The sequence below is a fragment of the Methylobacterium sp. WL9 genome, from assembly GCF_008040035.1.
Taxonomy (GTDB): Bacteria; Pseudomonadota; Alphaproteobacteria; order Rhizobiales; family Beijerinckiaceae; genus Methylobacterium; species Methylobacterium thuringiense.
In genome coordinates this window covers 1-15,693 of the sequence record NZ_VRVE01000093.1, presented here as the reverse complement: position 1 = coordinate 15,693, position 15,693 = coordinate 1, and the positions used below count along the sequence as shown (strand labels likewise).

Sequence of the window (15,693 nt, the reverse complement as noted above, 5' to 3'; positions counted from 1 at the left end):
GGCGTTGGCCACGGCCGGGTTGCCCTTCGGCGCCCACTCGGCGTCGGCGCGCGGGCCGTTGGCGCCGTTGGTCGGGCCGGTGAGCTGGCCCTGCGCGAGGTCGCCCTTCTGCTCCCAGGTCTGCGAGCCGCAGAGGAAGCCGAGCATGCAGCCGCGCACCGAGAGTTCGCCCTGGGCCTCGGACCAGATCGTCACGTCGTAGAACTTGCCGTTCTCGGCGTTGTAGATCTTGCCCTCGTACTTGCCCTCGGAATTGGGCTTCAGGCCCATGATCATCTGGTGGCCGAGGGAGGCGCGGGCCTGCTTCTTCGGATCGGGATTGCGGAAGTCGACGCGGGGCTTGCCCTCGTCGTTCAGCGGCGTCTTCAGCCACACGGCGTAGCCGCAGATATTGGTGTTCTGGGCGCCGCACTTCTCGACGCGGATGCGGGCCTTGCCGTCTTCGGTGAGCCAGATGCCGCTCGGATCGCGCGGGGCGGCCTGCGCGAGGCTCGGGAGCGCGACGAGCGCCAAGCCCGCGAGCGCACCGGTGATCGGAGACCAGTTCATGCGATTCTTCCCCATTCCCGCATCTCGTGTCCGCGGGTCGTCGGCTGGTTCGGGGCCGTGGCGATGCTGCCGTGCGGCCGTGCGTCTGAGCCCCCGATGTCGTCCGGGAAGTTGACCGCATCATGACCGGGTTGCGGCGCCCGGGTGCCCTTTGTCGACGCTCGACCGGTTCGGGAACGAAAAAGGCCGGCGCTGCTGCGCCGGCCTTCGAACCGTTCGGTCCTGCTGGTCGATCACTCGCCCGGCTGCATGTCCGAGGTGAAGTGACCGCACCAATCCTTGCCGCCCACGACCGGCCAGAGGCCATGGCCCTTCGGCTCGGGCTGGCTCACGGGCGGGTTGAAGCGGCACAGGCCCTCGTCGCCGGCAGCGCTGCCGCCATTGGTCTTGTGGTCGTCGAAGAAGCGGCAGCTCTCGCAGGAGGCGTTGGTACCGGCCATGGGATGTTCCTTCCGAATTTCTCGGCGATCAGAGCCCTCGGCTCCGTCGCCAGCACAGATCGTAGTTAGAATAACTCCAGACTGGCGTCAAGCAGTTTAGAACGGTTCTGCTTTGGGAGATCGGCAAACGGATACGCGTCGGGCCGATGTCGCGACCACGCAGGTTTGCGGATTTCTTCCCCTACCCGCTTGCCGTGAGCCAAGCGGTAAAGAGGCCCGAATGCTACGATGTGCGCCCTGATCCCTGGGAGCCGTTTCCTTGGTGATCCGCCTGAAATCAGGCCGGCCCCCATCTCAGGCCATCACCGTAAGTACCAAACGCCAGATTTTGATCGTTCGGGGGCATGTGGAGCGCCGATTAGGTGAGGTGATCACGCTTCAGCAGATGGTGCCCTTGAAGACAGCGCGGATAAGCGCTGTTCGTCACCTCGTCCCAAAGCGTAGGCGTTGATGATCGCAGCCAGCAGGCCGGGGAAGCGTGCGTTCACCTCGGCGCAACGCGAGTGGTTCCGCATCTCCACGCCGTGACGCTCGCTGCGGATCAATCCGGCTTCGCGCAACACCTTGAAGTGGCTGGACAGCGACGATTTCGGGATGACACGGTCGCCGACAGCCGACAGGGCCGAGCAGGCATCGACGCAGCCTGCGCCCACGATCCTGGCAAAGATCGCCGCCCGTCTGGGATCGGACAGGGCATGCAGGATCGCCTCCGGCTCAACGTCCTCCAGGGCGGGGTGAAAAAGCGGCCTCATGTTTCGTCCATATGGGGCTTGAACTGCGCTTTAATAGTTCCGAACTTCCGAACTATGGGACGACGGCATCCATCCCGGGGCCGACCCACATCGAAAGCTAGCACAGATGTCAAAGCTTGAGGGTAAGGTCGCCGTCGTCACCGGTGCATCGAAAGGCATCGGCGCGGCCATCGCCAAATCGCTGGCGAAGGACGGTGCAGCCGTCGTGGTCAACTATGCGTCGAGCAAGGCTGGCGCGGACGCCGTCGTCGCGGCGATCACCTCGGCCGGCGGCAAGGCCATCGCCGTGCAGGGGGACGTCTCCAAGGCTGCCCAGGCTCAGGGGCTGATCGAGGCGGCGATAAACGCGTTTGGCCGGATCGACGTGCTGGTCAACAATTCCGGTGTCTACGAATTCGCAGCGATCGAAGAGGTGACCGAGGAGCACTACCGCCGCCTCTTCGACGTCAACGTGCTCGGCGTCTTGCTGGCGACCCAGGCGGCCGCGAAGCATCTCGGCGAGGGCGGCAGCGTGATCAATATCTCGTCGGCGATCACCCATGTGCTTACGCCAACCGCGGCGGCCTATGCCGGCACCAAGGGAGCCCTGAACGCGATCTCGGGGGTGCTCGCCAACGAGCTGGCTCCCCGCAAGATCCGCGTCAATGTGGTCAGCCCCGGCTTCGTGGTGACCGAGGGCACCCATACGGCCGGTGTCGTCGGCTCCGATATGGAGGCTGGTTTCATCGCACAAACGCCGCTCGGCCGTGCAGGCCAACCGGACGACATCGCCGGGGTCGTCGCGTTCCTCGCGTCGGACGACGCCCGCTGGCTGACTGGTGAGAACATCACCGCCAGCGGCGGCGTTCGATAACAGGAAAATCTGCTCCGGCGCGTGCTCCAGCAACGGATGCGCGCGCAGGCGGTGGCATAGGGCGAACGCAATCTGGCGACCTCGACCGAGCTCGTTGTCCTCCGCGAGCTAGGCGCGCTTCGACACCGGACCGTCGTACCCGGCCTCGTTGCCGCTTGAGCCAACGAGCGAGCGGATCTGATCTCGTACGCCCTGTGTGACAGGGTTGTAGACGATCATGCCGAGGTCGGGCCGGCCGTCGACCGCAAAGGTCGAGAATTCCAGTTCGATCGCGCCGAGGATTGGATGCCTGAGCCGTTTGACGCCGTCGGCATGCGCATTGACGTCGTTCTCCTGCCAGAAGGCAGCGAACTCCGGGCTGGTGCGACAGAGCTCATCCACCAGTTCGCTGACCTCGGACGCAGCGCCGGCGCGTACGGCATCCGCCCGGAACGCGCCGACGACGAAGCGGGCCATGCTCTCCCAATCCTGCTGCGCCGTGCGAACGCTCGGGTCGCAAAACATGCGGCGAAGGATGTTGCGCTCATTGGGAGGGACCGTGCTCCAGTCGGTCAGCACCACGGCGGCGGCACGGTTCCAGGCGACGATGTCCCAGGTTGCCGTCTTGATCAGCGCCGGGCTGACTTCCAGCGTATCGAGCAGCCGCTGCAGACGCGGCGTGATCCCCTCCTTGGGCCTGTAGCGGACCTCCGGCGGACGCCCGAGCGCGAGCATGAAGACGTGCTCCCGCTCGGCCTCGGTCAGCATCAACCCGGCGGCGATGCGGTTCAGCACGTCCGCCGAGGGCGCGCCGCCGCGCCCCTGCTCCAACCACGTGTACCAGGTGGCGCTGATGTTCGAACGCTGGGCGACCTCTTCCCGGCGCAGGCCGGGCGTGCGCCTGCGTCCAGCGAACCCAAAGGCCGCCGGATCGAGCTTGGTCCGACGGTCCCGCAGGTATGCTCCCAGTGGAGTGTCAGAGCTGGCAGGCATGGGGATCCTGTTAGTGCCTATACCGGGATAAGGTCACAACTTTAACGGGATCGGTGGCGGGCCGGTAGAGATCGTCCAGACCACAGCGGACAGCATCTCATGCGCATCTTCCTCACCGGTGCCACCGGCTTCATCGGCTCGGCGATCGTCCCGGAACTGCTCCGGTCCGGGCATCAAGTCCTTGGTCTCACACGGTCGGCCACGGGCGCTCAAAAACTGATCGACGCCGGCGTCGAACCCCATCGTGGCAACCTCGAAGACCTGGACAGCCTGCGAAGCGGCGCGGCCCAGGCGGATGGGGTGATCCATACCGCCTTCGACCATGACGACTTCTCGAACTTCGTCGCCAACTGCGAGAAGGACAGGCGCGCGATCGAAACCCTGGGCTCCGCGCTGAAGGGATCGGATCGGCCGCTGCTCATCACGTCCGGCACCGGAATCGGAAACCCCACGGGGGGTGGACTGGCGACCGAAGACGTCTTCAACGTGGAACACCCGAACCCTCGCATCGCGTCCGAGATGGCGGGTGCCGCGCTCCTGGAGGCGGGCGTCAACGTGTCGGTCGTGCGCCTCCCGCAGGTGCACGACACGGTGAAGCAGGGGCTCATCACCTATCTGGTCGATGTCGCCCGCCGCACGGGCGTCTCGGCCTATGTCGGCGAGGGAGCCAACCGCTGGCCCGCGGCTCCCGTCCGCGATGTCGCCCGGCTCTACGCGCTCGCGTTCGAGAGGCGGGAGGCCGGTGCCCGGTACCACGCGGTCGCCGAGGAAGGTGTCACCGCCCGCGAAATGGCGGAGGTGATCGGCCGTGGCTTGGACGTGCCGGCGGTCGGCTTGTCGCCGGAGAAAGCGGCGGAGCACTTCGGGTGGTTGGCTGCATTCGTCAGCCTCGACATGCCGGCGTCGAGTGCCCTGACGCGGGCACGGCTCGATTGGCATCCGACCGGTCGGGGTCTGATCGCCGACCTCGAGCGAATGGACTATTCCCGCGCGTCCCACTGACACGCCGCGGTCCGCTCACGGTCTGCAAGCAAGCCCCCGCGCTCGAAAGGCGTCAGCCAGCTCAGGCTAGCTGACGCCTTATTCTCCTCCTGATCCCGGCGTCCAGCCAAACTGCACGTCCTCTCCAGGGCGCACCGATGCGACCAAGACGATGCCATTACTCTCGTGATGCACGTAGATGGTGGTCAGGGCCTCCAGGCTTCCGCGTGCAACCTGCCGCTGTTGAGCTGCCACGATCAGAGTGTGGACGCGACGTTCGATCTCATCTCGATCAGCGCACTCTACGCCGTCATCGCCCCACTCGACTGGCCCATCATCGTGAACGTCGAAAATGTAGCGCGGCACGTCGGCTCCGTTGACGCTCGCATGACAGCCTGTCCTGCGCGAAGCCTTACATTAACGGTACCAGTTTGTTCCGAGAGCCAACGATGCTGAACCTGAGTCGCTTGCCTCGAGATGCTCGACGAACCGGACGCCATCCCACACCTCGATGGCCCTGCCATCCATTCGCGCGCGAACAAGGTCGAGAACGCACGCATCGTTGGGAGCTTGGACGGTCTCCGTTGCGATGACCCGACCGTCCGCATTGAGATGAAGGACCAGATACGCCGTCAGGAGGGCGGCCATCCCCGGCAGCGTCACCTCATCTACGATTTCCAGCATCGGCGCACTCCAACATTCCAGGGCGGGAGCGCGCGTCTCTCAGCCGCCGGCAGCCAAGCGTAGAGGCCGACGATGGGCTCCCCTACGCTGCCTGCTGCGCCCAACCTATGATGAAAATGCACATGCACCTATTCGCCCTGCAAGGATGCGACAGGCCGCCGCGCGATGCTTGTCGCGCAGTACCCCACCTATCCCTTGAGATCTGGAGAAGCACCGTGCGAGCTGCCTTGACGACCATCCTGCGCACTGCCGCCCTTGCGGCACTTCTCGGAGGTTCCAGCGCAGCCCTAGCTCACGATTACACGCTCGGAGGCCTCAAGATCGGTCATCCCTGGTCGCGCGCAACGCCGGGCGGGGCCAAGGTCGCGGCCGGATACCTGAGCGTGACGAACGCGGGGGCCGAAACCGACCGCCTGATCGGCGGCACGCTCGAGAATACTGGTCGGGTCGAAGTCCACTCGATGTCGGTCGAGGGCGGGGTGATGAAGATGGGGCCGGTCGAGGGCGGCCTCGAGGTCAAGCCGGGCGAGACTGTTACGCTCAAACCAAGCGGCTATCACCTGATGTTCACGGGTCTGAAGGCCCCACTCAAGCAGGGCGAGATGGTCAAGGGCTCGCTGACCTTCGAGAAGGCCGGCTCGGTGCCGGTGGAGTTCAAGGTCGAAGGCATCGCCGCGGCGACATCGGGCGATGAGCACGCTGGGCACGACCATGCCCACTGACCCGCAGGCGGCCAGATCCGGCATGCGGCGTGCGGATTACCTGCTGTTCGGTGTCCTGGCGCTCGGCCTTATCGCCATTGCCGGCACGACCTTCGCGATGTGGCCGGTCGGGCCGAAGCCCCCGCCCCTGTCCGTTGTCGGCGGCCCGTTCCGCCTACAGTCCTCGAAGGGGGGCGTGCTGGACTCTGCCTCCCTGCGAGGGAAGCCGTTCCTCGTGTTCTTCGGCTTCACGCAGTGTCCAAACGTCTGCCCGACAACCTTGGCCGACCTCAGCAACCTGATCGACGAGATGCAGAAGCAGGGTGGTGATATTCAGGCCCTCTACATCACGCTCGATCCAGAGCGCGACACGGCGGCGGTGCTCAGCGAGTACATGAAGTCCTTCAGTGACCGGATCACCGGCCTCACTGGTACACCAGCCGAGATCGACCGGGTCGCCGCATCGTACCGTGCCTACGCGAAACGGGTGCCGCTACCCGATGGGGATTACACGCTCGAGCATACCCTCATGGTCTACCTGATGGACCAGAATGGCGGCTTCATAGGGCCGCTGGACCTCGGCGCGGGGCACGGGCTTGCCCTCAAACAAATCCGCCAAGCCCTCAAGGGACATCAAAACTCTTGATCGATCATCTGTCGAGCAACAAGCTTTGACGATCGGCTGCGAGAACTTGGTGGGCGAACGGATGCGTGGCGTATGACCTCCCGCGCAACGGAAGAGGCGGGCACCTCTAGCGAAACGTTTGCGAGGAGCGGAAAGCTCTCATTCGATCCGCCTTGCGGCCCCGTCGAAGGCTGGGCCGACGGCCCCGTGATCCGTGCGACCGGCATCCCCTATGCGCGAGCGGCACGGTTCGCGCTGCCAGAGCCGGTAGAGGATTGGGTGATCCCCTTATCGGCTACGCAATGGGCTCCCGCCTGTCCGCAGCAGCCGGTGCCGTTCCTGGATGAGGCACTCGGTGGTGCGCTCGGTGCCCTGGTGCAAGACGAGGACTGTCAGCGCCTGTCAGTGACCGTGCCGGCCAACGTCGCCGTGGATGAGGCGTTGCCCGTCATGGTCTGGATCCACGGCGGTTCCTACGTCAGCGGCGCAGGTGATGCGCCGTGCTTCGATCCCGCGGCCCTGGTGGCGGAGCAGCGCGTCATCGTCGTGTCCGTGACCTATCGCTTAGGTCTGTTCGGCTATCTCGGCGACGGAGCCGGCAAGCCTGCCAACCTCGGCCTGCTCGACCAGATGACGGCGTTTCGCTGGGTCAAGCGAAACATCGCCGCCTTTGGCGGCAACCCCTCAAATGTAACCGCATTCGGCCAGTCGGCGGGCGGAGACGCGATCGCTCACATCATGGCGACAGAGGCGGCTGGAAGTCTTTTCCGGCGGGCCATCATCCAGAGCCCTCCCCTGGGGATCGCCCGCGGCCGCAGACGTATGAACGCGGCGATGTCGCGCGCGGCCGCGTCGGTGACGGCCAATATGACGACTGCTGAGGTTCTGGCCCTGGAACCCGTGGTCGCAAGAGCCGGGGCGCGGTTCGGCCTTCGTGGAGCCATGCCCTTCGGCACGCAATACGGATATGCACCGCTTCCTGCTGAGGCTGAGATCGAAGCGGCATGGGACGCAGTCGCCCCGCGCATCGAGGTGCTGATCGGGCACACAGCCGAAGAAGCTCGGCTGTTTCTGCCGACGATCTCCTCACTCAAGCCGTGGCTCGGGCTTCCGATCATCGGCCCGCTCCTGCGGCGGCTCATCGTCGGTATCGTCACCGAGGCCGTCTATGCGCGCGCGATCCGCAGGTTCGCGAGGCGTCACGTGAAGGCGGGAGGGCGCGCCCACCTCTACACCATCACGTGGGCCGCGCCCGGGAACCCGTTCGGCTCCGCTCACGCGATCGAGCTCCCGGTCATTTTTGCAAACCGGCGTGCTTGGCAGAACGCAAGCTTTCTCGAGGGTGCGGCCTGGTCCGATCTCGATCGACACGGACGAGCGCTCCGAAAGGTTTGGGCCGATTTTGCTCGAGGGACAAACCTCTCGGAGCATGCCGACATCGCTGGAGTTCTGAGCTCCCGGCGGGTTGGTTGAGATTGATCATGAGCGAAGCCGCTCAGCCTGGGCGACGAAGCGCTACAAGACGCTGCCGGCGGCGGGTCTGCTGATTATGGGGCCGCTTTGGTGCTATTTCGAAACCAGCGATCCAAAGCCAAAGTCGGGATCCGTGAAGCGGTAGGAGATCTGGGCAAAGGCACCATAGCGCTGGGTGGCGAACTTGGCCGGCTCTGTCAGGTTGGGGAACCGGGTCGTGCCGTCCTGCCGGTCGACGGACATCCGCCAGTAGCGTGCGCCGACGCCAACGCTGATGGTCGGGGTCAGATCGTAGGTGACTGCGCCCTGTAGAAAGTAGCCATCGCCCGTACCCTGCTCGGTAAGCGGATTGATGTCCGGCCGCTGCCAATGGCGATCGTATCCGTTCAGTTCGACGAACGGGAGATAGGCTCCTTCGAGCGACAGCTTGAAGCGGTCGTAGCGCGCCTCGCCGACGAGCCCCAGGCGCAGCGCGTTCCAGTGGTTGTCCTGCGTCAGCGAGGCGACCGTATTCGGTATCGTCCCGACGCCGATGACGGGGTTCGAAGCAATTTGAAACCCGTTGGTCGCGTTGGCGCGCTCGGCATAGCGCTGATAGCCGACGAAGGCCCCGAGGCGGAAGGTGTCGTCGCGATACAGGCTGTAGCCCGCATCGATGACGGCATAATCGATGTCGCCGTCCTGGATTTTGGAACGGGTGTTCGAGTAGGCGTTGCCCCGGACCGGCGGGAAATCCTCGTCGTTGAGCCGACCACCCGAGGTCACGAAGCCCGAGCCGAGGAAGCCCTTGGCGAAAAGGCCGGTCGGATTGTGGTCGAGGCGAGCGAACGTCTCGCCGGAATGGGCGTCGAAATCACGATAGGTCAGACGCGAGATGATCGTCTCGTTGACCGGTCGGTAGAACGATTTCGCGAACTTGCCCGAGCTGTAGAAATAGCGCGTGCCGACCTCGAAGTCCCAGACCTGCGGGACCGGCGGAACGTAAGGCACAGGGTTCACCAGCGCCCGTGCAACGTCGGTAACGGGGCCGATGAACGGCAGACCGCCATCGTCGAAGCGGTAGTTGATGCCGACGCGCCCGAGCACCCCACTCGTCTCGACCCGGCTGCCGACGGTCAGACGGGGGAACAGGCCGGTGCTGTCGCGACCAGCAACGGTCCTGCCGCCGAGGTCGTAGTACAGAGCCTCGCCCTTGACCGACAGATGAGGCCCGATCGCGTACTCGACACCGCCGCCGAGGACGTAGCCGACGCGCAGATCACCCTTGCGGGCGTCAAACTCGGGACGATTGAACCGTGGGCTGGCCGGGTTCGGATCTGACGTGGTGTTCGTGTCGATCCGAACGTCGCCGAAGGCCACGCCACCGGTGCCGTAGAGGAAGACGCGGTCGAACGCATAGCCGACCTTGCCGCGTGCAGTGGCGAGCCAATCCAGACGCTGGCCGACGTGATAGATGCCGTTGGGAAAGACGACGCCGGGCTGCTCCGCTCGCGCGAAACGTCCCGTCTCGATGTCGTAAGTGCGTATCGGCGTAAACTGGTAGTCGGCTGCCACACCGACGACGACGCCCGAGCCCGGTGCGAATTGGTGGTCGTAGCCGATCTCGCTTCCCGCGATGAAATCGCTGGCGTCATGGGACGAGGGCGCGCGGATCGGGCAGTTCAGGCCATTGGCCTGCCCATTCGCGCCGACGCAGGTTGGCCGCGTCCGATTGTCGAGCATCCCGCTGCCTGCGAACAGGCCGCTATAGGCTCCAGTCCACGTAAACAGCGGAGCCGATACCGCTGTCTGCAACGCGGTGGCCGGCAGATCGGCCGCGTGGCAGGTCGTGGCCAAGCCAGCCGACAGCAAAGCGGCAACCGAAAATCGCATGACACGTTCGCCAGATCAGTAGGGTCTTATACGATGCCGATTATGAGCAAAGGCCTATCCCTCGCCTGTCGCCGATATGCAACGCGCTCGACCTCAAACAGATTTTATCGACCTTTCAGGCTAAGCGCAGAAATATCGCCTCGTCTTACAAGGGCTTACGCTGCGTTCACGAATTCGATACCGAGCCTGCCGTTGCTACAGTTTTAGCTTCATCCAAGGAGAGCAAATTTCGTCGGCAATCAACTTAGCAAACTGCATTTTTCATGCACCGCATTCCGGCGTTGATGGATACCGGATCGCGCGGTGGGGTCCTTCTCAGCCGAAAACATTGCCTAGAACTCTCGTCAGCTCTGAGGCAGCAACTCGCGCGTCGAGAATGCCGAAGCCTTTCCCGTCCTTATAGCAGTTGTCCCATTCCTGCCCCTCGCCGGAGCGACCGCCTCGACCCAAGACACCCCGGCGCGAACACTCTGTCCGACGCACCTAGCTCCGGCGATTTCAGGACCTTGTTCGAATGAAGCAAATCTAACCGGTTCGAAGCCAATTCTGCGGAAGTTTGATGTTGCCTCATGCAGCAGAAGCCATTTCGATATGAACGGCTACTGTTCTTAGATATGACTTTTGTCGTGGTCACCCATTGCCCTTGACGACATGGCCGTTTTATCTGGCAGTCTGAGCAAGAAGAAAATACGTGGACGATACTGATCGCCCCCCCAAAGCTAAATAGCTTCCGGTTCGAAGCTCCGCGAAGCCGCTCCACCACGGGCGGCTTTTTTCATGCGCCCATGTCTTTCATGCGCCCATGTCGGCGACCCCCGCAAAAGCGCCCGGCGATCCTCACCAATTTTGCGCCCCGAAATCCAAACGGCTATGATCAAAGAACGCCAAGTCACGGCAGCGCAGTGGGTGATTCGCTGGCATCGACCACCGACAGGTTCGGAATCGTACGCGCACTTAGGTGCGTAAAACACGTCGACTTGGTGGGCAGTCGCTGATCCGCGATGCTATGAAATCAATGACTTAGACCACGTTTCGCGCCAAACTGACGTGGCCTCGACAGCCGACGCAGCCACCGGCCGGTCGTCAGAGCGTGAAACGATGGCGCCGTCTGCCCGACGGTCTCACGGCGTCTCGTCGGTGCTCGCGCGCAGGAGTTGGCCCGCGACGTCGTTGACCGTCGGCGGCGACTCGCGGGTGAAGGGCAGCGGGCGGCAGACGGCCATGGCCGCGAGACCGAATCGCGCCGTCATCAGCCCGTTCAGGACCCCTTCGCCGAGCTTCGCCGAGATCCGCGCCGCCACGCCGAGGCCGAGCACCTGCTGGAGCACGCCCTCCCCCACCGCCATGCCGCCGGTGACGGTGAGGTGGGCGAAGGCGGCCCGCGCCAGCCGGAGGAAGCCGAGGAAGCCCGGCCTTCCGCCGTAGATCGAAGCGATCCTTCGCAGCAGGCGCACGGCGGCGAAGACCACGAAGGCGACGTCGACGATGGCCCGCGGCGAGAGTGCGGTGACCGCCGAGACCTGCTTGGCGGATTGCGCGATGGCGTTCTTCGCCCGCGCGTCGAGGGGCGCGAGCAGCTCGCGCTCGGCGATGCCGATGCGGTCGTCGACGTCGAGGATGGCGTCTCCGAGCGCATCGAGGCGGGCCCGGCCCTCGGCGAGCGCCGGGCGGTCGGCGTAGAAGGCGCGCAGATCCCTCACGACCCCTTGCGCCGCCGTGTGATCCCGCGTCGCCAGCGCCTCCATCGCCTTGGCGCGCAGCACCTCGATCTTGCGCTCGCGCCAGACGCCGGCGATCTCGCGGACGACGATGGCGGTGAGCGCGATCAGCGCCAGCGCCAGCAGGGCCAGCGCGACCCAACCGAGCCAGGGTGCAGCGGAGAACAGGTCGACGATCAGCCGCTCGATCGACAGGCCGATCGCGATCGAGACGAGGCCGCCGAGCGCCGCGAAGAACAGGCTCAACCAGGGCGCGCGGCGCTTCGGGGCGACCGGCACCACGACGCCGTCGGCGGCCTCGACGATCTCGAAGGGCTCTTCGACCAGCCGGATTTTTTCGCCCATCGCCGTTGGGGCGTCGGCAGTCTCGACAACGTCGGCGCTGGGGATGCGGAAGGCGCGGGGGCGTTGGCTCATGACAGGCGATCCCCGATGAGAAACTGCATGGCCCGGTCGAGCCGGATCATCGGCAGGTCGCCGGGCCGGCCGAGCGGGTCGGGCTTGATCACCGGCGGGCGGAAGCGCGGAAATCGCAGCGATCCCGGCGGCACGGCACCCTCGAGCACGGCCTCGGCGCTCGCCGGCAGCTCGCCGGGAAACACCGCCGCCTCGGTCGAACCATCGAAGATGTCGTCGCCGACCTGCTCGCCGGCCTCCGGCGTGCCGGAGACGGCGCGCAGCACGAGATCACCATCGTGCACCGTCGTCTCGCGCGTGGCCCGCACCGAGGCCAATGCCACGGTGCCCACCCGGGCGCCCGCAGCTTCGGTCCGTCGCATGGCACGGGCAACGAGCAGGCGCAGCAGTGCGTCGAGCCGGTCGTGGCTGGTCTGGTGGAGGTGGTCGGCCTTGGTGGCGGCGAACAGGATCTTGTCGGCCCGCGGCGCGAAAAAGTAGGAAAACAGCGTGTTGCGGCCGATGCGGAAGGACAGGAGCACGGCGTCGATCGCCTCCTCCAGCTCAGCGAGTGCGGCCGGCCCGGCATCGACGGCGGAGAGCACGTCGACCAGCACGATCTGCCGATCCACCCTTTGAAAATGGTCGCGAAAAAACGGCACCACGACCTTGGCCTTGTAGGCCTCGAAGCGCCGCTCCATCAGCGCGGCGAGGCTGTCGGGCCTGATGCTCTCGCCCAACCGGTCGAGCGGCGCGAAGGTCAGCATCGGCGAGCCGGCGAGGTCGCCCGGCATCAGGAAGCGCCCCGGCGGGGTCGTCGCCACGGCCTCGGGGCCGGCGCGCAGCGCTGCGAGATAGGCCTTGAAGGCATCCGCCGCGCGCTCGGCGACGATCTCGTCGAGCGGCCCGTCGGGATCGAGGCCCTTCAGCGTCTCCAACCACGGTGCGGCCATGGCAGCGCGGCCGGCCCTGCGGGTGCCGAGGATCGTGGCGCGCGACCAGCCGACATAGCTCTGCTCGATCAGCGCCAGATCGAGCAGCCACTCGCCGGGATAGTCGACCACGTCGAGATTGAGCGTGCCGGGGCCGCTGCGCCAGCCGCCTTTGCGCTCGTACTCGATGGCCAGACGGAACTGGCTGATCCGATCGGTGGAGCGCGGCCAGCGCCGCTCCCCCGTCAGCGCCGAAAAATGCTCCTCGAAGGGGAAGCGCGGCACGTCGTCGTCCGGCTGCGGCACGAGCCGGGCGCGGCGCAGGCGCCCTTCCTGCGCGGGCGTGAAGGCCGGCAGCCGGTGGCCCTCGACGAGGTGATGGATCAGCGCGGTGGTGAACACCGTCTTGCCCGAGCGGGCCAGCCCGGTGACGCCGAGCCGCAGCGTCGGCTGGATCAGGAGATCGCTGGAGGCTTCGGCAAAGGCCTTGATCGCGGAGCCGGCTTGCGCGGCGAAGTCGGACAGGGGCGGCAAGGCAGACTCGGGCGCGCGGGATCGATGGGATGGCGACGGTTGAGGTGGCGCGGGGGCGCGGGTCGCGCAAGGCTATGGCTCGGAACCATGCCGGTTTCCCGCGGCACCCGCGAGGCTCGGGATCAGGATTGGGGCAGAACTTTCTCGCACGCTCCGGCGCGTGGGCCGCGCCGACGATTGACGCGGCGCCGTCCGACCGCACAAGTCCCGAGACACCGCGAGCACCCCAAGGCAATCGATTGAACATTCTGCTGACCGTCGTCGCGATCATCTCGCTCATCGGAGGTCTCGTGGCCTCCTTCGTGATCCAGAGCGACATTCGCGTCGAGATCGTCGCGACCTGCTGGATCGGAGGATTTCTCCTGATGGGGATTGCGCATATCCTGATGCGGCTGCAGCGGATCGAGAGGCTGCTGACGGGTCGGCCGGCGGAAGACCCTGAAGGGGCGGATTAATGCCTTTCGCGCTCTTTTTTCCGCGACCCGTCCCGGTTCGCTTAACTGTCGATCAACTTGTCGCCATAGATGATTGGCGCAGGATACGTCCTGACCTACCTTCTCGCTCCGAAGCGATCCGTCGTCTCGTTGAGCGATCTCTTAAGGAGGCTCCTGATGCCTGACCGCAAGAAGGTTGATCGGCACGACGAATCCGCGCGCATCGAAGCTCCCCTCACGCCGGAAGAAGTCGTTGATGCCGTTAAGCAAAACCTCGAGCGAGCCGCAGACATCAGACGCGACGCCGACGAGCGAAGAAAACGGCTGCGAGGGGCTCTCCGCGGGCCCACCAAGCGGTTCGGTGTATGACTTCTTGTACCAGGATGTTCGCCGCGTCGGCTCATTTCTAGCACAGTTTGACGAGTACGGGGTCCGTCAGTCCGTGAAGGCGACTGAGAGCACCGGGCGCACACAGACGGTGAAAGGCACAGCTAGCGGCACGGTAGGTCTCCCGGCCGTACTGGGGGGATCTGCAACGGTTGACGCAACGACTGCGGACGAAACTAAAGATCTTGCTGAGCACACATTTGATCCACTCTGGGCAAATTCTCGACGCCTACTCGACTACCTCCACGAGCATGATCTCATCGAATATGATGCCTGGGAAGCGCGCCTGGGTCGTTTTGTAATTATTGAGGGCCCTATTTCCGTCATTGATGCAAATCTACTAACGCCAATCTTTTTAGATCCAGACTTATTTGACTCTCTACTAGCTCAAGCTTGCCGTGAGGCGAACACTGACCCTGCGTCGCCCGAAGGTCAAGAATTTCGTCGAGGAATGAATGTCGTATCGACAATTCCGAAAGCCATACATTTATATGTGTTCAAACCGCAGTCTTATACATGGGCTACTTTGACCGCCGAATCGCTTGTAACATCTGCTCACGACATAGCATTTAAGCATGGGGCCCTAATGCGCGGACACTGGAAGGTGCTCGGTATTTTAGACGCATGGCCAGACCACCGAAATGAGCCTTCTGATGATGACCCGGATCCGAAGACGCTCGACGAACTGGGGGCAAACATCCTGCCCGAAGGGCTTCTTAAAATAGCAGCCAACCTCACCAATATTGCTCGAAATGTTACCGGACGTCCAAGAGATTACTTCGGAGTAACGCCACTTTTGATTTTTCGGGAAGTATCTGGGGAGTAGTCCCACCGCCTACTTATTCTCTCCTGACTGCCTCTGCGCCGCCAAACCCTCCAAGTAAACCCAATCCCGGGCGCAGATCATTCGAGCGCGACAGGATCGACGATGTCGCAGCGAGGGGTGCCATTTCAGATCAAACCATCCCGGTTCTGTCACCTGCCAAGCCCCCGCTCAATTCGCCGCCGAAGCCGCCGCGCCCGTGAACCCGAGCCGCGCGATCGCCGCCGCGATCAGCGCCGGGCTTGCTCGCAGCGAGCCGAGCTCCACCGAGGACATCGCCAGCATCACCGGGGCGAGCCGGGCGGTGGGCGTGCCGTCGGCCGCGAACAGGCCGAGATCGTCCTCGGGCTTGAGCCCGACGCTGGTGGCGATCCGGTCGGCATAGGCCCGGATGCGGGTCTCGTCGGTGCTGCAGAACGGGGCCGGCACACGCAGATCGAGCAGGCTGCCGGCGGGCAGTCCCGCGGCGAGCGAGGGCAGGCTCGCGGATTCGGCCACCAGCCGGTCGGAGGCGAGGAGCGCCGACGGGTCGTCCGCGCCGCGCGTGGGCGGGCGCACCGGGCGCAG

General features: G+C 64.8%; 16 protein-coding genes and 1 pseudogene. 7 read left to right on the top strand and 10 right to left on the bottom strand.

What is annotated here, in order from left to right; translation table 11 throughout:
• From FV217_RS19415 to FV217_RS19405, 3 genes are all read right to left on the bottom strand, one after another.
• A partial coding sequence (locus FV217_RS19415; protein ID WP_147818983.1) for a DUF2147 domain-containing protein occupies window positions 1-549 on the bottom strand: 549 nt, incomplete at its 3' end.
• A gap of 233 nt (window positions 550-782) precedes the next feature.
• A complete protein-coding gene (locus FV217_RS19410; protein WP_147818981.1) occupies window positions 783-989 on the bottom strand; it encodes a hypothetical protein in 207 nt (68 codons plus the stop codon).
• A gap of 371 nt (window positions 990-1,360) precedes the next feature.
• The gene (locus FV217_RS19405; protein WP_147818979.1) at window positions 1,361-1,741 is read right to left on the bottom strand and encodes a helix-turn-helix domain-containing protein; all 381 of its coding nucleotides are present in this window, start codon (window positions 1,739-1,741) and stop codon (window positions 1,361-1,363) included.
• Window positions 1,742-1,847: 106 nt separating this feature from the next.
• On the opposite strand from FV217_RS19405, the gene FV217_RS19400 reads away from it, so the two are divergent.
• Entirely contained in the window at window positions 1,848-2,594 is a 747-nt protein-coding gene (locus FV217_RS19400; RefSeq protein ID WP_147818978.1) for a glucose 1-dehydrogenase, read from the top strand.
• A gap of 108 nt (window positions 2,595-2,702) precedes the next feature.
• Here FV217_RS19400 and FV217_RS19395 read toward each other — a convergent pair whose 3' ends face one another.
• Window positions 2,703-3,566, bottom strand: a complete 864-nt coding sequence (locus tag FV217_RS19395; protein WP_147818976.1) for a helix-turn-helix transcriptional regulator — start codon at window positions 3,564-3,566, stop codon at window positions 2,703-2,705.
• 99 nt (window positions 3,567-3,665) lie between these two features.
• Between FV217_RS19395 and FV217_RS19390 the strand changes: the two genes are divergently transcribed.
• Window positions 3,666-4,568: an SDR family oxidoreductase gene (locus FV217_RS19390; RefSeq protein WP_147818974.1), complete on the top strand. Its 903-nt coding sequence runs from the start codon at window positions 3,666-3,668 to the stop codon at window positions 4,566-4,568.
• Between the two features lie 78 nt (window positions 4,569-4,646).
• On the opposite strand, the gene FV217_RS19385 is transcribed toward FV217_RS19390, so the two are convergent.
• On the bottom strand, window positions 4,647-4,913 hold the full coding sequence (locus FV217_RS19385; protein WP_147818972.1) for a hypothetical protein: 267 nt from the start codon (window positions 4,911-4,913) through the stop codon (window positions 4,647-4,649).
• Window positions 4,914-4,964: 51 nt separating this feature from the next.
• Complete coding sequence (locus FV217_RS19380; protein WP_147818969.1) at window positions 4,965-5,231, bottom strand: hypothetical protein; 267 nt, start codon at window positions 5,229-5,231, stop codon at window positions 4,965-4,967.
• 215 nt (window positions 5,232-5,446) lie between these two features.
• On the opposite strand from FV217_RS19380, the gene FV217_RS19375 reads away from it, so the two are divergent.
• From FV217_RS19375 to FV217_RS19365, 3 genes are all read left to right on the top strand, one after another.
• Window positions 5,447-5,953 (top strand): copper chaperone PCu(A)C, encoded by a 507-nt coding sequence (locus FV217_RS19375; RefSeq protein WP_238232068.1) that lies wholly within the window; start codon window positions 5,447-5,449, stop codon window positions 5,951-5,953.
• Entirely contained in the window at window positions 5,922-6,578 is a 657-nt protein-coding gene (locus tag FV217_RS19370) for an SCO family protein (protein WP_238232066.1), read from the top strand. Before FV217_RS19375 ends, FV217_RS19370 begins: the two co-directional genes overlap by 32 nt.
• A 72-nt stretch (window positions 6,579-6,650) precedes the next feature.
• A complete protein-coding gene (locus FV217_RS19365; protein WP_147818965.1) occupies window positions 6,651-8,030 on the top strand; it encodes a carboxylesterase family protein in 1,380 nt (459 codons plus the stop codon).
• A 93-nt stretch (window positions 8,031-8,123) separates the two neighbouring features.
• Here FV217_RS19365 and FV217_RS19360 read toward each other — a convergent pair whose 3' ends face one another.
• From FV217_RS19360 to FV217_RS19350, 3 genes are all read right to left on the bottom strand, one after another.
• Window positions 8,124-9,752 (bottom strand): outer membrane beta-barrel protein, encoded by a 1,629-nt coding sequence (locus FV217_RS19360; protein ID WP_246682999.1) that lies wholly within the window; start codon window positions 9,750-9,752, stop codon window positions 8,124-8,126.
• A 1,271-nt stretch (window positions 9,753-11,023) separates the two neighbouring features.
• Window positions 11,024-12,037 (bottom strand): TIGR01620 family protein, encoded by a 1,014-nt coding sequence (locus tag FV217_RS19355; protein ID WP_147818961.1) that lies wholly within the window; start codon window positions 12,035-12,037, stop codon window positions 11,024-11,026.
• On the bottom strand, window positions 12,034-13,482 hold the full coding sequence (locus FV217_RS19350) for a YcjX family protein (protein WP_147818959.1): 1,449 nt from the start codon (window positions 13,480-13,482) through the stop codon (window positions 12,034-12,036). Before FV217_RS19350 ends, FV217_RS19355 begins: the two co-directional genes overlap by 4 nt.
• Window positions 13,483-13,610: 128 nt before the next feature.
• Between FV217_RS19350 and FV217_RS19345 the strand changes: the two genes are divergently transcribed.
• On the top strand, window positions 13,611-13,937 hold the full coding sequence (locus tag FV217_RS19345) for a hypothetical protein (RefSeq protein WP_147818957.1): 327 nt from the start codon (window positions 13,611-13,613) through the stop codon (window positions 13,935-13,937).
• Window positions 13,938-14,112: 175 nt separating this feature from the next.
• Window positions 14,113-15,129 carry a hypothetical protein gene (locus tag FV217_RS19340; protein ID WP_147818955.1) on the top strand — a complete coding sequence of 339 codons (1,017 nt, stop codon included), beginning with the start codon at window positions 14,113-14,115 and terminating at the stop codon, window positions 15,127-15,129.
• Window positions 15,130-15,297: 168 nt separating this feature from the next.
• Here the strand turns inward: FV217_RS19340 and FV217_RS19335 are convergent.
• A pseudogene (locus FV217_RS19335) lies at window positions 15,298-15,693 on the bottom strand (hypothetical protein); the annotation flags it as partial.

What these genes read in the sequence shown, in the direction of transcription:
- FV217_RS19410 (WP_147818981.1), bottom strand. Translation starts at nt 989, where the DNA reads ATGGCCGGTACCAACGCCTCCTGCGAGAGCTGCCGCTTCTTCGACGAC.
- FV217_RS19405 (WP_147818979.1), bottom strand. Translation starts at nt 1,741, where the DNA reads ATGAGGCCGCTTTTTCACCCCGCCCTGGAGGACGTTGAGCCGGAGGCG.
- FV217_RS19400 (WP_147818978.1), top strand. Translation starts at nt 1,848, where the DNA reads ATGTCAAAGCTTGAGGGTAAGGTCGCCGTCGTCACCGGTGCATCGAAA.
- FV217_RS19395 (WP_147818976.1), bottom strand. Translation starts at nt 3,566, where the DNA reads ATGCCTGCCAGCTCTGACACTCCACTGGGAGCATACCTGCGGGACCGT.
- FV217_RS19390 (WP_147818974.1), top strand. Translation starts at nt 3,666, where the DNA reads ATGCGCATCTTCCTCACCGGTGCCACCGGCTTCATCGGCTCGGCGATC.
- FV217_RS19380 (WP_147818969.1), bottom strand. Translation starts at nt 5,231, where the DNA reads ATGCTGGAAATCGTAGATGAGGTGACGCTGCCGGGGATGGCCGCCCTC.
- FV217_RS19370 (WP_238232066.1), top strand. Translation starts at nt 5,922, where the DNA reads ATGAGCACGCTGGGCACGACCATGCCCACTGACCCGCAGGCGGCCAGA.
- FV217_RS19365 (WP_147818965.1), top strand. Translation starts at nt 6,651, where the DNA reads ATGACCTCCCGCGCAACGGAAGAGGCGGGCACCTCTAGCGAAACGTTT.
- FV217_RS19360 (WP_246682999.1), bottom strand. Translation starts at nt 9,752, where the DNA reads ATGCTCGACAATCGGACGCGGCCAACCTGCGTCGGCGCGAATGGGCAG.
- FV217_RS19355 (WP_147818961.1), bottom strand. Translation starts at nt 12,037, where the DNA reads ATGAGCCAACGCCCCCGCGCCTTCCGCATCCCCAGCGCCGACGTTGTC.